The 14,428-nt window shown below is 64.8% G+C and carries 12 protein-coding genes; 8 read left to right on the top strand and 4 right to left on the bottom strand.

Features of this window, described 5'->3' with window-relative positions; all coding sequences use genetic code 11:
- Nucleotides 1-42: 42 nt before the first annotated feature.
- The gene (locus tag ACCQ12_RS00165; RefSeq protein WP_372383677.1) at nt 43-1,314 is read left to right on the top strand and encodes a DNA topoisomerase IB; all 1,272 of its coding nucleotides are present in this window, start codon (nt 43-45) and stop codon (nt 1,312-1,314) included.
- Nucleotides 1,315-1,456: 142 nt separating this feature from the next.
- Here ACCQ12_RS00165 and ACCQ12_RS00170 read toward each other — a convergent pair whose 3' ends face one another.
- The 3 genes from ACCQ12_RS00170 to ACCQ12_RS00180 all read right to left on the bottom strand — a co-directional run bounded on the left by ACCQ12_RS00170 (nt 1,457) and on the right by ACCQ12_RS00180 (nt 4,059).
- On the bottom strand, nt 1,457-1,801 hold the full coding sequence (locus ACCQ12_RS00170) for a hypothetical protein (RefSeq protein WP_372382623.1): 345 nt from the start codon (nt 1,799-1,801) through the stop codon (nt 1,457-1,459).
- Nucleotides 1,802-2,203: 402 nt separating this feature from the next.
- Complete coding sequence (locus ACCQ12_RS00175; protein WP_372382624.1) at nt 2,204-3,073, bottom strand: NmrA/HSCARG family protein; 870 nt, start codon at nt 3,071-3,073, stop codon at nt 2,204-2,206.
- A gap of 47 nt (nt 3,074-3,120) precedes the next feature.
- Complete coding sequence (locus tag ACCQ12_RS00180) at nt 3,121-4,059, bottom strand: NADP-dependent oxidoreductase (protein ID WP_372382625.1); 939 nt, start codon at nt 4,057-4,059, stop codon at nt 3,121-3,123.
- A 101-nt stretch (nt 4,060-4,160) separates the two neighbouring features.
- Between ACCQ12_RS00180 and ACCQ12_RS00185 the strand changes: the two genes are divergently transcribed.
- The 3 genes from ACCQ12_RS00185 to ACCQ12_RS00195 all read left to right on the top strand — a co-directional run bounded on the left by ACCQ12_RS00185 (nt 4,161) and on the right by ACCQ12_RS00195 (nt 9,047).
- Nucleotides 4,161-5,036 (top strand): LysR family transcriptional regulator, encoded by an 876-nt coding sequence (locus tag ACCQ12_RS00185; RefSeq protein ID WP_372382626.1) that lies wholly within the window; start codon nt 4,161-4,163, stop codon nt 5,034-5,036.
- A gap of 493 nt (nt 5,037-5,529) precedes the next feature.
- A complete protein-coding gene (locus ACCQ12_RS00190) occupies nt 5,530-7,308 on the top strand; it encodes an ABC transporter ATP-binding protein/permease (protein WP_372382627.1) in 1,779 nt (592 codons plus the stop codon).
- Complete coding sequence (locus ACCQ12_RS00195) at nt 7,305-9,047, top strand: ABC transporter ATP-binding protein/permease (RefSeq protein ID WP_372382628.1); 1,743 nt, start codon at nt 7,305-7,307, stop codon at nt 9,045-9,047. The genes ACCQ12_RS00190 and ACCQ12_RS00195 overlap by 4 nt, the downstream gene beginning before the upstream one ends.
- A 17-nt stretch (nt 9,048-9,064) precedes the next feature.
- On the opposite strand, the gene ACCQ12_RS00200 is transcribed toward ACCQ12_RS00195, so the two are convergent.
- A complete protein-coding gene (locus tag ACCQ12_RS00200) occupies nt 9,065-9,544 on the bottom strand; it encodes an Lrp/AsnC family transcriptional regulator (RefSeq protein ID WP_047697019.1) in 480 nt (159 codons plus the stop codon).
- 425 nt (nt 9,545-9,969) lie between these two features.
- On the opposite strand from ACCQ12_RS00200, the gene ACCQ12_RS00205 reads away from it, so the two are divergent.
- From ACCQ12_RS00205 to ACCQ12_RS00220, 4 genes are all read left to right on the top strand, one after another.
- A complete protein-coding gene (locus tag ACCQ12_RS00205; protein WP_166751535.1) occupies nt 9,970-10,302 on the top strand; it encodes a thioredoxin family protein in 333 nt (110 codons plus the stop codon).
- Nucleotides 10,299-11,012, top strand: coding sequence for a hypothetical protein (locus ACCQ12_RS00210; protein ID WP_372382629.1), 714 nt, complete (start codon nt 10,299-10,301; stop codon nt 11,010-11,012). The genes ACCQ12_RS00205 and ACCQ12_RS00210 overlap by 4 nt, the downstream gene beginning before the upstream one ends.
- A 481-nt stretch (nt 11,013-11,493) precedes the next feature.
- On the top strand, nt 11,494-11,880 hold the full coding sequence (locus ACCQ12_RS00215; protein WP_047697013.1) for a BlaI/MecI/CopY family transcriptional regulator: 387 nt from the start codon (nt 11,494-11,496) through the stop codon (nt 11,878-11,880).
- Nucleotides 11,881-11,883: 3 nt separating this feature from the next.
- Complete coding sequence (locus tag ACCQ12_RS00220; protein WP_184441960.1) at nt 11,884-13,602, top strand: M56 family metallopeptidase; 1,719 nt, start codon at nt 11,884-11,886, stop codon at nt 13,600-13,602.
- The last annotated feature ends 826 nt before the right edge of the window (nt 13,603-14,428 follow it).

Below are 14,428 nucleotides of genomic sequence, written 5' to 3' on the forward strand. Positions count from 1 at the left end.
AAGGGGGATGCCCCAAGCATAAGCACAAAGTCGCGCGACGGCATCGCGTGCCCACACGGCGTTGTCGTTGCGTTGACGCGGCCTAGTCCTGCCCGGCCCAACAATCGGCGCCAGTCCCTCGACGTGTGCGCAATGAAAGCCAAACGTGTTCTTCGCAATGCCGCCACCACGGCCAGCACCGTCGGCAAGCTCGCCAGCGTCGCCACCGGTGCGGCGGTGGCCGGCGCTGCCGTCGCCACCGTGGCCGCCGTCGCGCAGGCCAAGGCCACCGCACGCGCGGCCGGGCTGATCTATGTCAACGACCAGCAGCCCGGCATCAGCCGGCGCAAGGCAGGCAAGAGTTTCAGCTACCGCAGTGCCGACGGTGATCGCATCGCCGATGCGGACACCTTGCAGCGCATCCGCTCGCTGGCCATCCCGCCGGCGTACACCGAGGTATGGATCTGCGCCAAGCCCAACGGGCATCTGCAGGCCACCGGCCGCGATGCGCGGCGGCGCAAGCAATACCGCTATCACGCCGATTGGGCGCAGGTGCGTGGCGAAGGCAAGTTCGAGCGGGTGATCGCCTTTGGCACCGCATTGCCCAAACTGCGGCGGCGCCTGCGACGCGATCTGGCGCTGCCGGGCTTCCCGCGCGAGAAGGTGCTGGCGATCGTGGTGGCCTTGCTGGCCGACACCCTGGTGCGCGTGGGCAATGCCGAATATGCGCGCAGCAACCGCTCCTACGGGCTCACCACGCTGCGCAACCGGCACATGGAGTTTCTCAAGGGCGGGCGTGCACGGCTCAAGTTCCGCGGCAAGAGCGGGCAGGATCACGAGATCGAGGTGGACGACAAGCACCTGGTCAAATTGATCCGTGAATGCCAGCAACTGCCGGGGCAGTCGCTCTTCCAGTACCGCGACGACGATGGCCAGCTGCAGCCGGTGGACTCGGGCGAGGTCAACGACTACCTGCGCGAGGCGATGGGCGAGGACTTCACCGCCAAGGATTTCCGCACCTGGGGCGGCACGCTGGCGGCGCTGCAGCGCCTGGCGCGGCTGCCGTTGCCCGAGCGCAGCAGCGAGCGCGCGCTCAAGCAGGTGCAGAACGATGTCATCCGCGAGGTGGCTGACGCGCTGGGCAATACGCCGTCGGTGTGCCGCAAGGCCTACATCGACCCCTGCGTGTTCGAAGGCTGGCGCGCCGGCGAGCTGCAGGCCATGGCCAGTGGCGTGCGCGGCGAGCGGCAATGGGAGGCGGCCACGCTGAAGTTCCTCACCGCCTCACGCGCCAAGCTCAAGACGGCGACAAAGGGCGCTTCCAGGCGCAAGTGAGCGGAGCGACCCGGGACCGAAAAGCCGCGATGCTTTTCGATTCCCGATTCCCGATTCCCGATTCCCGATTCCCGATTCCCGATTCCCGATTCCCGATTCCCGATTCCCGATTCCCGATTCCCGATTCCCGATTCCCGATTCCTCAGCCGCAATACACCGCGGTGATGTTGTTGGTCGGGCCGGTTTCGATGCTCAGGTGGTCGCCGCCGCTTTCGCTGGCACCCTGCGCCGGGTCGGCCAGGCCGCTGGCGGTGGTGCCGCCGGTGGTGCGTTCGCCGCGGCGCACGCTCACCTGCAGGCTGTCGCTGTCCACGCGCGCGCGCTCGATGGTCTGCGCGGCTGCGGCCAGGCCCACGACGCCGCGGACCTTTTCGATATGGCATTGGCCGGAGATGACGCCATCGATGGGTTGCACCTGCGCGACCTGGTTGGAGGCACAGGCCGAGAGCAGCAGCACGGCGGCGAGCGGGGCGAGGGTGCGAATCATCGGGCGTCTCCAGCGGAAGAATGGCGCAAGCGTGAAGAATCCGTTGTTGGTGTGGCATGAAGACGGCTGCGCCGGCATTGGCTGATGTGTGGCCCGGGTGCGCGTGCCGTTGGCAAGGCGCTGGCCACCGCGTGATGCGTGGGCTGGGCATGCAGGTGGTTGTCGCGGTGGTGCGTCACCTTCTTTGATGCGGTGGTCGGCGCGTTACAGCGCCTGGCCCTGCTGCCCGTCGCCGCGCGTTGACGCTATCGATCACCCGGTGTTGCGCAGCGCCGCCGGCACGACCGTGCGGTGTGGTGAAACAACGCGGCCGCGCTGCAGGCCGTCAGGGCATCTGCAACGCGGCTGGCAGGCACCGGTGCACCGCAAGCGCATACGACACGCGCGTGCGGTGCAACCGGTTCACCCTTGCGCCGTGGCCTCGCGCACAAACGCTTCGTAGGTGCGCAGCGGGCGCCCCAGAATGGCCTGCAGCGTGTCCACCGCACCGTCGGCGGCGTGCATGCCGCCGCGCTGGATGCCGGCCATCATCAGGCGCATGTCGTACGCCAGCCAGGACGGGCCATAGGTGGCCAGCTGCGCTTCGAAGGCGGCCACGTCATCCCCGGCATAGGCGATCTCGCGCCCAAGCGCTGCGCTCCACACCTTTGCAGCGTCCGTGCCGGTCAGTGCCTGCGGGCCGACCAGCTCGAGCGTGACGCGCTCCAGCGCCGCAGTCGCCCGGTCGCGCCGCAGCAACTCGCTCACGGCGATCGCGGCGATGTCGCGGGTATCGATCATGGCCACACCCGCCGCGCCGATCGGCATCGGGTAGAGGCCGTGGTCCTGGATGGTCTGCTGGACCGTGGCATCGTTCTGCATGAAGTAGGCAGGCCGCAGGATCGTGGCGGGCATGTCCAGCTGTTCGATCATGCGTTCGACCGCGTGCTTGCCGGTGAAATGCGGCACGTTGGTGAACGTGTCGGCATGAATCACCGACAGATAGACGATGCGCTCGATGCCCGCCTCCTTGGCAAGGTTCAAGGCAATCAGCGCCTGGGTCACTTCGTCGGGGGTCACCGCGTTCAACAGGAACAGGGTGCGTACCGATGACAGCGCTGCGCGCAACGATGCCACGTCGGTGAGGTCGGCCACGACCTCGGTGACACCTGCGGGAAAGGTGCGCTTGCCGGCCTGGCGCACCAGCGCGTTGACCCGGGCGCCGGCCTCGGCCAGGCCCTGGACGACGAGGGAACCGATGGTGCCGGTGGCACCGGTGACAAGAATGCTCATGTGACTCTCCTGTTGTGGATGATGGGTGGATGCGGGGAACGGGTAACTCAGCGCGACAGGTCCGCCACGACCTTGCCGGCGCGTGAGGCGGTGCGATTGCGTTCGATGGCCTGCGGGATCTGCGCGAAGCCGACGACCTCGCTGACCGTGGAGGTCTGCGCGCCGGTCACGACCTCTGCGGCCAGCGTCTCCAGCAGTGCGACGTCCGGCTGGTTGACGAACCACAGGCCGCGGCGACCGGGAGGGGTACGGGCCAGGATGTCCGGCGAGCTGGTGCCGACGATTGCACCGTGCGGCGCCAGCACCTGCCAGGAACGGTCCAGTACCTCGCCGCCGACGTAGTCCAGGACCAGGTCGATGTCATGCACGAGGGTTTCGAAGCGCTGCGTCCGATGGTCGATGACCTGGTCTGCGCCCAGGCTGCGCACATACGCCAGGTGTGGCGTCGCGGCGGTGGCAATCACCTCGGCGCCCGCGCGCTTGGCGTACTGCACGGCGTGACCACCCAGCCCGCCGGCGGCGCCATGGATCAGGATGCGCTGCCCGGCCCGTAGCGGCCCCGCATGGTGCAGGCTCTGCCAGGCAGAGACGGCGGCCAATGGCAGGGCGGCGGCCTGAGGAGCATCCATCCCGTCCGGGATGCGGGCCAGCCTGGCCTCGTCGACGGCAACGTATTCGGCGTACGCACCGAGCGTGGCCAGCGTGCCCATCACTCGGTCGCCGACCTGGAAGCGCGTACTGCCGGGCCCGATGGCTGCGACCACACCGGCCAGTTCGGCGCCCAGCACGATCGGCAGCGGCAGCGTAAAGACCTCGCGGACCAGCCCGGCGCGGACCTTCCAGTCGATGCCGTTCACGCCGGCGGCATGCACGCGCACCAGCACCTGGCCTTGTGCTGCCAGCGGTGTGGGGACGGTGGCGAGCTCGGCGGCGTCGGCGCCACCGTAGGCCCGGATCAGGACAGCGCGTTGGGTTGTGGTGTTCATGGCAGTGCTCGGGGTGAGTGGCGGTGAACAGACCTTATGCCGTTGCGGTTCCAAGACGAAGACGCCACGATGTAGACGCCCCGTCTCAAAGCTGGAACACCATGGACCTCAATGCACTGACCGACTTCTCGCTGGTGGCCGCCAACCAGGGCTTGGGCAAGGCCAGCCGCGCCAGTGGCCGGTCGAAGGCGACCCTGTCGCGACGCATTGCCGAGCTTGAGCACCAGCTGGGCGTGCGGCTGGTGGAGCGCAGCGCGCGTGGCCTCAGGCTTACCGACGCCGGCCAGCTGCTGATGGAACGCACGGAACTGCCGCTGCTCGAACTGGCCGAGGCAATGGCCGCTGCGCGCGAGGGCAGCGCCGTCCCCCGCGGACGTCTGCGCGTGGCCGCGCCCGTGCTGTTCTCGCAACTGGCGATGGGGCGCATCGGTGCGGACTTCTGCGCGGCCTATCCGGAGATCACCCTGGACGTGGTGGCCGAAGACCGCACGGTCGATCTGGTGGAAGAGCAATTCGATGCGGCCATCCGGATCAACCCCAGCCCGGACAGCAACCTGGTCGGCCGGTGCTTTGCCAGGGACCGCCTGGTGGTGGTGGCCGCACCGTCCATCGCGATGCCGTCAGGCGATGCAGTGCATCAGGTGCCAGGCGTGGTGATGTCGAGCTTCGAGCCCACCACCTGGACGCTGGATGGGGGCCGCCTGGTCCTCGAGCCGATTCCGCGGATGCGGCTTTCCTCGTTCCTGATGGTCCGCGACGCCGCCATCGCCGGCGGCGGCGTGGCGCTGCTCCCGCAGTCGATCGCATGGGAGCAACTGGCGCGCGGCGAGTTGATCCAGTGGGGCACCATCGCCAATGCCGAACCCGCACTGTGGGTGCTGCACACCTCCAGGCGGCTGGCGGCGCCCAAGGTGCGCGCCTTCGTGGACTTCATGTGCGACAGATACCCGGAGGGGTCGCTGGTGTTGAAGGGGTAGGCGTGCCGATGAACGCACGTCGCTCCGCTTCCTGCGCACAGTGTGTCTCTCCGGCCTCCAACGCCCTGCTGCAGGGAGGCCGGGGCCTGCGAGTGCAGCAGCGACCCTTGAAAGCGTCGATCGTTTTCAGCCCACACCCCGGTGCCTGCGCTGGAGATCGGGCTACCCCAAGGCAGTGGACCAATCGCCCTCTCACCCCGATGACCCGCCGCGTACGGCATTGCGCGCGCACTCCTTAATTGCGGCAACGGCTTGCAAACGCAGCCGGTTTTTCTGGTCGCCACGCAAACGGCTGCGCATTATCCAGCCAATTTCGAATCAAAAATGCAGATAACGGACCCACCCATTTTTTAACCGAGCCGGGCATTGATAAAGCAAATCTGCTCATCTACAGTTGAGCCCGCAATTTCAATGAATTACTTTAATTCTCGCAGCTCACTCACCACCAAGTCGGGGCTGATTTGAGATAGATCGTAAAAGGCGAAATTAACAGGTGACGTCCGAAGTTAACCCCGATGAAACCACCGCAGTAATCGATGAAACGCCTGACCACCATGCGAAACAACGCAGCATAGGCAGCGCCATGCGGCGCGTCATGGCGCCGTTTTGGACAATGCAGTCATCACGCAAAGCCTGGGTCGCGGTCATGTTCATTCTTGCGAGCATGGCTGTCGAGGCGATCCTCGGCGTTCAGATTACAAAGTTGAATGGCGAACTATCGGGACAGTTCGTCAGTCGCAACGAGCAGGAAATACTTCGCGTTGCGGGCCACTACTTCCTGTTCGTCTGCATCATGACAGCCAACTTCGTGCTGTTCGAATGGCTGCGCCAGTCCATCATGATCGATTGGCGCAAGTGGCTGGTCGGCCGGTTTCAGAGCCGCTGGTTGGACAACGCCAACTTCTATCGGATGGAGCGCCAAGGCGGGGCCGACAATCCCGACCAGCGGATTGCAGACGATACCTACCAGCTCGTCGACCACTCGACACTGCTGTTCACCACTGTGGGCCAGGACCTGATGAGACTGGTGGGCTATGCCACGGTCCTTCTCTCCTTGGGTGGGGCGCTGGATCTGCGGTTCCTGGGCGTCTCGTGGGTCGTTCCGGGCGGCACGTTCCTGCTGGCCTTGGTGATATCGATCGTGGTGACCGCATTGGGCTTTGCCATTGGCCGTCCTCTTGTAGGGCTGAGCGTGGCGCAGCAGCGCAAGGATGCAGACTTGCGATTCGCCCTGGCGGCGATGCGCTCGAACGCTGAGCAAATCGCGCTATATCGCGGCGAAGGCGCGGAGCTGCAGCGGACATCGCGTCTGTTGGCCCCCATCGCAGACAACTGGCACCGCATTATTCGTTTCCAGGTTCGCCTTGTCGGTTTCCAGTCCGGCTTTCAATCGTTACTCGTGTTGAGCATGCCGCTGGTCGGCATACAGGCTTATTTAAACGGCAGCCTGAGTTTTGCGAATCTGTACGTCGTGGGATTCGCGTTCATGATGGTCATCAATGGTTTTACGACCCTGCTGAATCTGGCCGCATCGGGTGAATATTATCGTTGGGCGTCTGCCGTGCACCGGCTCGATGCCTTCGACATCGAACTTGGCAAACCGGAAGCGCGCGGCATCGCATTGACGGAGCGGGAGTCCGTCACCGGTGGCCCGTTGCTGGAGACCTCGGGATTGCAGCTAGCCAGGCCAGACGGCACTGCACTGGCAGCACCAGGCGACCTTGCCTTCCACGCGGGCGAGCGCTGGCTGGTGCGCGGGGAATCCGGCGTTGGCAAAAGCATGATGATGCGTGCCATCGCAGGGCTGTGGCCGCACGGATCAGGCAGCGTGTCCTTCAACGCGCAAACGCGCGCGCGCACGCTGTTTCTGCCGCAGAAAAGTTACGTCCCCACCGGCACGCTGATCGACGCCCTGTCTTATCCCGCGCCTCGTGGAAGCTTTACGCATGAACAGTGCAGGCAGGTACTGCGCTGGGTGCACCTTGAGGGCCTTACGGAAAAGCTCGACACCACCGCTGTCTGGCAGCAGCAACTTTCTCCCGGCGAGCAGCAGCGGCTGGCCTTTGCGCGCGTGTTCCTGCATGCACCGGAGGTCGTGTTACTGGACGAAGCGACAAGCGCGCTCGACCCCGCCAATGAAATGCGTCTTTACGCGCTTCTGGATGAGAAACTGCCGGACGCGCTTGTCATCAGCATCGCTCACCGTGACGCCCTTGAGGCATTCCATTCCAGGTCGGTTCGCCTGACTGCAGCATCGCAGGTGCTGGCATGAGCGGCCAGATCTCGCCAGGCGCTGCTAGCGCCCAGGGGGCCGGGGGCAATCGCCACCTGCTGATTGCCTTCGCAAAACTGGTGGCACCGTTCTGGCGCACGCGTGCCTCCACCAAAGCGTGGGTGTTGCTTGCACTTTTCGTCGGCTCGCTGCTACTTCAGGCCAAGGCCGCCGTGTTCCTGAATGATCGTTCCGGGGTTCTAACAAATGCCCTTGTCGCCAAGGACCTCACCAAACTGCAATCCACGGCACTGGTCTTGCTGGTCATCACGTTGGGGACAGTCCTTCTCGACATTTCCCAAAGCTATTTGCGCATGTGGATCGAGATCGACTGGCGCGTCTGGCTGACTCGGCACTTTGCCGATCGCTGGTTATCGCAGTACAACTATTACCGGATGGAGCGGGATGGCTCCGTCGACAACCCGGATCAGCGGATCTCCGAAGATGTTTTTCTGATGGTCGATCAGACGCTGGCGCTGTTCTCCGACGTTGCGTACCAGATCACGCGGGTGATTGCGTACAGCACCGTCTTGTGGGGTCTTGGGGGCGCCCTTAGACTGACATGGAAGGCAACGTCTCTTTCATTGCCCAACGGCATCTTCTGGTCCACCTGGATCATTATGCTCGGCTTTCTGGCCACGATGATTGCAGTCGGCCGCCCGTTGGTGAGGCTGAACATCGACCGCCAGCGCAAGGAGGCGGATTATCGTTTTGCAATGGCCAACATCCGGATGAATGCCGAGCAAGTTGCGCTTTACGATGGCGCTCGGGCTGAAGCGGTCCGCCTCAACGGATTATTTGACCGGATTGTCCTCAACTGGCGGTCCATCATGATTGCGACGGCAGCAATGATGCTTGTCGTCATGTTCTACCAGCGGTTGGTGGGCTTGGGGATGAATATTCCCGGCTACAGCCAGTACATGCGCGGCGAAATAGACTACGGAAAGTTCACCCAGATCAGCGCCGCCGTGATGGCAATCGCCATTGCGCTTTCGTGGTTCGCCAGGCAGATGCAAAGCGGTAGTTTCTTCATCTGGGCTTCTGCCGTGAAGCGACTCGGTGCCTTCGATGTCGAACTTGGCAAGCCGGAAGTGCGCGGCATCGTGCTGACGGAGCGGCAGTCTGACGCCAACGGTCCCTTGCTGGAGACCTCGGGATTGCAACTTGCCAGGCCCGATGGAAGTGCGTTGGCAGCTCCAGGTGACCTGGTTTTCCGCGCAGGCGAACGCTGGCTGGTGCGCGGGGAGTCCGGCGTTGGCAAAAGCATGATGATGCGCGCCATCGCAGGGCTGTGGCCGCACGGATCAGGCAGCGTGTCCTTCAACGCGCAAACGCGCGCGCGCACGCTGTTTCTGCCGCAGAAAAGTTACGTCCCCACCGGCACGCTGATCGACGCCCTGTCTTATCCCGCGCCTCATGGGACCTTTTCGCATGAACAGTGCAGGCAGGTACTGCGCTGGGTACACCTTGAGGGCCTCACGGAAAAGCTCGACACCACCGCTGTCTGGCAGCAGCAACTTTCGCCGGGCGAGCAGCAGCGGCTGGCCTTTGCGCGCGTGTTCCTGCATGCACCGGAGGTCGTGTTACTGGACGAAGCGACAAGCGCACTCGACCCCGCCAATGAGACGCGTCTCTACGCGCTTCTGGATGAAAAACTGCCGGACGCACTTGTCATCAGCATCGCTCACCGTGACGCCCTTGAGGCATTCCATTCCAGGTCGATCACTCTTGCTCGATAGGAGGAAAGCGATGGATGCTATCGGTCGCCCTTGGTTTTGATGGCGACCAGCGGCAGCGTTTGCGAAGACTTCACCGTCTCCATCGAGATATAGGCGCTTACCCGTGTCATATCGACCTTGCGGATAAGCGTCTTGTAGACCCGGTCGTAGTCTTCGACTGCGGGCAACACGATCTTGAGAATATAGTCGACGTTGCCGGTCAGTCGATACGCATCAACAATTTCAGGTATCTCCGCCAAGGCGGCATGAAACTTCTCGGTCCATTCATCGGTGTGCTGACTTGTCCCGATCATCACGAAAATCGTTGTCGGCAGCCCGAGTTTGAGACGGTCAAGCACGGCGACGTTTCCCTTGATATACCCCGCATCCCGCAGCTGGGTCAGGCGACGAGAACATGCCGATGGCGAAAGGTGCACGGCCTCGCCCAGCTCAGCCAACGGCGTATCACTGTCCAACTGCATGATGTTGAGAATGGCTAGGTCACGGCTGGTGAGCATGGGTGCTTCGGGTCGTCGCGGTGGGGCTGCATGTTACGTGCTTTGCAAGCACGTTGCGCTTCGGCGGGGTAGGGCGCAAGGGAAGCGCGAAGTTAACGGGCGTCGCGCAGAAAACGCACGCCAGATCCGCCTTCGTACAGGTATCGTTTGGGGGCCCGGTGCAGCGACATCTTGGTCGGCGTCCTGAGGTCGCACAGCAACGGGTGAGCAACATCCCTGTCCCGCTACCGATGTTTATGTCCAAGGCCCGGAACCTGCGCGGTGACACCCTGCGAGAGCAGTTGGAATGCGTGTCGCAGGGCGGGGCTGGACCAGCGCGTCTGGCCGGGGGCCGGTCGGGCTGCTCACATGCGCTGGCTGGAGCGCGTCACAGGCGCCTGGCCGCCACCTCACTCACTGCGTCATCCACTTTTTCAGGGGTTTCAATGACGTTTCGCAACGCTGCCGACTTGGACTTTGCTCAGGATGTGATCAGATCCGACGTGCCCGTGTTACTGAAGTTTTCCGCAGGTTGGTGTGGCCCGTGCAAAGCGGTTGCCCCGGTCATAGAGAGCATTGCCGGCGAATATGCCGATGAGATGACATTTGTTTCGGTTGATATCGACCAAAGCCCGGAGATCGCCCAGGCTCATGGTGTCAGGGGCGTGCCCGCGTTTGTGGTGATAAAGGATGGAAAGGTCACGCAGCAGCTCTTCGGCCTGCAGACACGGACGACGCTAGCCGAAATGATCGAGACGGCCATCGGGGCTGAGCAGTGACGGCAACTGCCGAAAACGCGGGGTTGCCACTGACGAGGTTTGCGGCCGCTGTTGCCAATGGCGGCTTCTACCCAGACCCGGGTGACCCCGCCAATCGAGGTGGCTATCGCGGGATGCTGTTCTGCGCGGTTGGCTCTGAAGACGAGGCCTTGTTTGCAGGTCTCACCAAGATCCCTTTACCAATGGTCTTGGTCATGACGCCTATCATCCAGAGCCTGCCTGCAGCCGCGGCACAGGATGCCGCCATTCACTGGCTGCAGCCTCGCGCGCAGGGCATGGACGACCTTGCTGCCGAGCGCGTCATCGTCGATTACCTGGAGAGCGGCGCCATCCGAGAGCGTGTCGCGGGGCACCAGGGCGCAAGCCAGGTGCACGCGGCGTTGCTTCGACTCCATCAGATGGCGGCCTCTGGTCGCCTGCCAGGGCAGGGTGAATGGCGCGCGGTGCGGAAGGAGGCAACTGCCTTGTTGCGTGGCCTGGAAGAACACGATGCCAAGGTGCTCTCCTATCTGGGAACGGCGGCATGGCCGGTAACGTCTGCGCCGGAAGTGATTCGTGACCTTTTGAATGACGAAGCGGAGGCTCGCGCAGCGATGGCAGGCCGCGATCGAAACCTGCGGGTGCCAACGAGTGCCGACTGGGACACCTTCCGTACGCAGATCGATGAACTCAAGGCGTCTGGCAAAGCAAGGAAGAGGCATTTGCGGTGATAGACAGCGTTCTGCACGATCGGCCTCCAGACGTTTGGGAGCGCCTGACCGCCTCCAACGCCTTGGGTCGTGAAACCAGGGGGCATGCGGCGCAGTTCATGCGGGCACTTCTGGATAGACAGTTCTGACAATGCGTCAGAGAGAACGCGACAGGCGCGGCCCGCTCGAGGGCTGGTCATGCAAGTTAGCCCCCACGCTACCCCGTCGTTCAATCAGGATGGCATCGAACACAGGGGCCATGTCCGGTCAGCATTGACCGGACCGTCGATGGCCGGCGTGCACGCAGGGCTCGAACGCAATAGTGCTCAGGCGATGAAGGCCACCTGTTGCCCACGCCCCCCGGCGTTCCCTGGGCGCCCATGGCTGCTGCCTAATCCCTCCACAGCACAGCCGGCGCCCGCCCTGCCCCCTGCCATCCGACCTATTGACGACAGCTGTAGTCACGTCTACGGTAGCGACAACTGTAGTCAGGGAGAGCGGCATGCGCGGCAAGACCATCGGGGACCAGGAGCTGGCCCTGCTGCAATACATCGAAGAACAGCGGCACGCCAGCGTGGGCGAAGTGGCGGCCGCGTTCGGCGAGCCGCGCGGGTTGGCGCGCTCTACCGTGCTGACCATGATGGAGCGGCTGCGTGCCAAGGGCTTTCTGCGCCGCAAGCAGGTAGACGGCATGTACCGCTACAGCGCCACCGCCGGCCAGGACGATGTGGTGCGCGGGGCTGTGGGGCAGTTCGTCGAGAAGACTTTGCAGGGCTCGGTGTCGCCATTTGTGGCGTGGATGTCGCAGCGCGCCGAAGTCAGCGATAGCGAACTGGCCGAACTCGAAGCGTTGGTCGCCAAGCTGCAATCGCAGCGCAAGGAGGATTGAGTCATGTCGCCCCTGATCGAAGCGGTGTTATGGAAGCTTGGCGCCACCAGCGTGCAGACCGCGGTGCTGGTGCTGGTGGTATGGGCGTTGTGCCGCGGCGTGCGCCGCTTGCCGGCGGCCACGCAAACCTGGCTGTGGTGGTTGGTGGGCGTGCAGGCAGTGGTCGGCCTGGTATGGAGCAACCCGGTGCAGCTGCCGGTGCTGCCGGCGCATGGCGTGACCACTGCGCTGGGCTCGTCCGGCAGCCTGGCGCCGATGGCAAACGCCGCCGCCGCGGCATCCACGGCCGCGCATGCCGGCGCCACCGCGCAGGCAATGCAGGTTGGCGCCTGGTCGCCATTCGCCGTGGCGGTGCTGGCGCTGTGGGCGGCGGGGGTGCTGGTGCTGGCCGCCGGCACGGCGCGCGCGTATCTGCGCAGCCGTGCGTTGGTACGTGCGGCGCAGCCGTGCACCGACCGCGCCTTGGTGCAGGCGTTGCAGATGGCTTCTGAAGCGCATGGCTTGTCGCACCCGCCGGCCCTGCGGCTGTCGTCGCAGATCGATTCGCCGCAGTTGATCGGCCCGTGGCGACCGGTGTTGCTGTTGCCTGCGGCACGCCTGCCGCACATGGCCGACGACGATCTGGACATGGCGTTGACCCACGAGTTGATCCATCTGCGCCGCCGCGACCTGTGGTGGGGCCTGCTGCCGGCGTTGGCACAGCACCTGTTCTTCTTCCACCCGCTGGTGCATCTGGCCGCGCGCGAATATGCCATTGCCCGCGAAGCCGCCTGCGATGCGGCTGTGGTCGCCGGGCACCGCCATTGCCGCCATGACTACGGTCGCCTGTTGCTGCAACTGGGCGTTGCGGCGCGTCCACGCGGTGGCGTGGCGAGCGCTTCGCCATCGTTCCTCAGTCTGAAACGCAGGTTGTCGATGTTGCAGGACACCCGCGCGTTTCCGCGGCTGGCTGCTGCGATGATCCTGGCCGCGGTGGCTGTCTGCGGTGTGCTGCCATTGCGTCTGGTGGCCATGCCGGTGCCGGCGACGTCCCCACGCATGCGGCCGGTGGTGGTGACTGCCCCGGTAGCGCCCACCGCGGCAAGCGCCCCTGCCAGCAGTGCCGCAGACGCTACTGCGCCAATGGATGCATTGCCCGCGTCGGCACAGCCTGCGGAAGCCGCCGCCCCCGCTGCGCACGGTGTGATTGCCGATGTGCTGGGCGCCGAGCCGCTCCACGACGAAGACGCAGACCCAACCCAAAGCAGCTGGAATCTCGACCTGGACCGGATCCGACGCGATGCCACCCGTGACGCGCAAGCCGCGGTGCACGATGCGCTCGCTGCCAACGACCACGACCTTGAACTGCAGCAGGACCGGATGCAGGAAGCACAGGACGCCTTGCAGGAAGCGCGCGAGCAACTGGCGGCGTTGGGCCCGGAGCTGGCGCAGGCCAAACAGGACGCGCAACAGCAGGCGCGCGAAGCCGAGCAGCAGATCCGCGACATGGCGCAGCAGCATCGCCAGGCGCAATACGCGTACGCCGCTGCGGTGCGACAGGCGGCTGAGGTGTCCCGGCAGCAGGCCGAGATGGGCAAACAGGCCGCACGCCAGGCCCGAGCCGAGGCTGCGCGCGGGCAACGGGAAGCCGCGCAAGCGCAACGCGAGATGGCGCAAGCGCAGGCAGACGCCGAACAAGCGCAAGCAGAGGCAGAACAGGCGCAGGACAACCAGGAGTCATGAACCAGGCCGCCGCGCTCACCGTCAGGCAGGTGTGGCCGGTGCCCGGCGTCGGCATGGACCACGTGCCCGCTCCGGCTCCGGGCGTAGCGCTCTGCCGAGCGCACCATCCGCACCGGCTGACGGCCGCTCGCAGCGTCTTGCCGGCTGCTGCAGGTAGCGAAGGGATGCAGCGACCGAACATTAAAGAGCCAAGTGTTGTGAGGTCGCTGCAGACGGCGCGTCACCTCAGCACGGGTCACTGGTAGCTACACAGCGGCAACGCGTGGCGTGCAGCCACGCTCCAGTTCCGGCCGTGCACGGCCGGTAGACAGGCGGCCGCAGTCAGCACGTCCTGACGCCAGCATCGGCCGATGCAATGCGCCGACATCGCGTCGGGCAAGGCAGCAACCGCACCACCATGGGCCCGCCACAGCCCGCACTCCCGCGCGACGACGCCTGCAGCGTCGGCAACGCCGTGGCCGCGTGATCGCTGTTTCCATCCGCCGGCGTGTCTTGCGCAGGCGGCACCAATCGACCTGTGCCTTTCGTGGAGATCTCACATGATCCAGACCACTGTTCCAGTGCTGTGCCTGCGTTCGGCGTTGCTGCTGGCGCTTGCTGCAGCTGCCGGCCCCGCCGCGATCGCAACCGCCTCTGCGGCGCCTGCGGTTGCCATGGTGCGCACCTTCCTTGCTGCGCCGTTGCTGGCGGCTCCCGCCAGTGCTTCGATGATGCCGGTTGCCTCCATCGCGCGTGTTTCGCCTGTGGGCAGCGCAACGACTGTACCGACAGCACCTGATATGACCTTCGCGCAGGCCTCGCCTGGTGTTTCTGCATTGCGCGCGCC

The organism is Xanthomonas sp. NCPPB 1068, assembly GCF_041479385.2.
GTDB lineage: Bacteria > Pseudomonadota > Gammaproteobacteria > Xanthomonadales > Xanthomonadaceae > Xanthomonas > Xanthomonas cannabis.

Coding starts and splice junctions, on each gene's coding strand:
- ACCQ12_RS00170 (WP_372382623.1), bottom strand. CDS start 1,801: ATGATTCGCACCCTCGCCCCGCTCGCCGCCGTGCTGCTGCTCTCGGCC.
- ACCQ12_RS00175 (WP_372382624.1), bottom strand. CDS start 3,073: ATGAGCATTCTTGTCACCGGTGCCACCGGCACCATCGGTTCCCTCGTC.
- ACCQ12_RS00180 (WP_372382625.1), bottom strand. CDS start 4,059: ATGAACACCACAACCCAACGCGCTGTCCTGATCCGGGCCTACGGTGGC.
- ACCQ12_RS00185 (WP_372382626.1), top strand. CDS start 4,161: ATGGACCTCAATGCACTGACCGACTTCTCGCTGGTGGCCGCCAACCAG.
- ACCQ12_RS00195 (WP_372382628.1), top strand. CDS start 7,305: ATGAGCGGCCAGATCTCGCCAGGCGCTGCTAGCGCCCAGGGGGCCGGG.
- ACCQ12_RS00200 (WP_047697019.1), bottom strand. CDS start 9,544: ATGCTCACCAGCCGTGACCTAGCCATTCTCAACATCATGCAGTTGGAC.
- ACCQ12_RS00205 (WP_166751535.1), top strand. CDS start 9,970: ATGACGTTTCGCAACGCTGCCGACTTGGACTTTGCTCAGGATGTGATC.
- ACCQ12_RS00215 (WP_047697013.1), top strand. CDS start 11,494: ATGCGCGGCAAGACCATCGGGGACCAGGAGCTGGCCCTGCTGCAATAC.
- ACCQ12_RS00220 (WP_184441960.1), top strand. CDS start 11,884: ATGTCGCCCCTGATCGAAGCGGTGTTATGGAAGCTTGGCGCCACCAGC.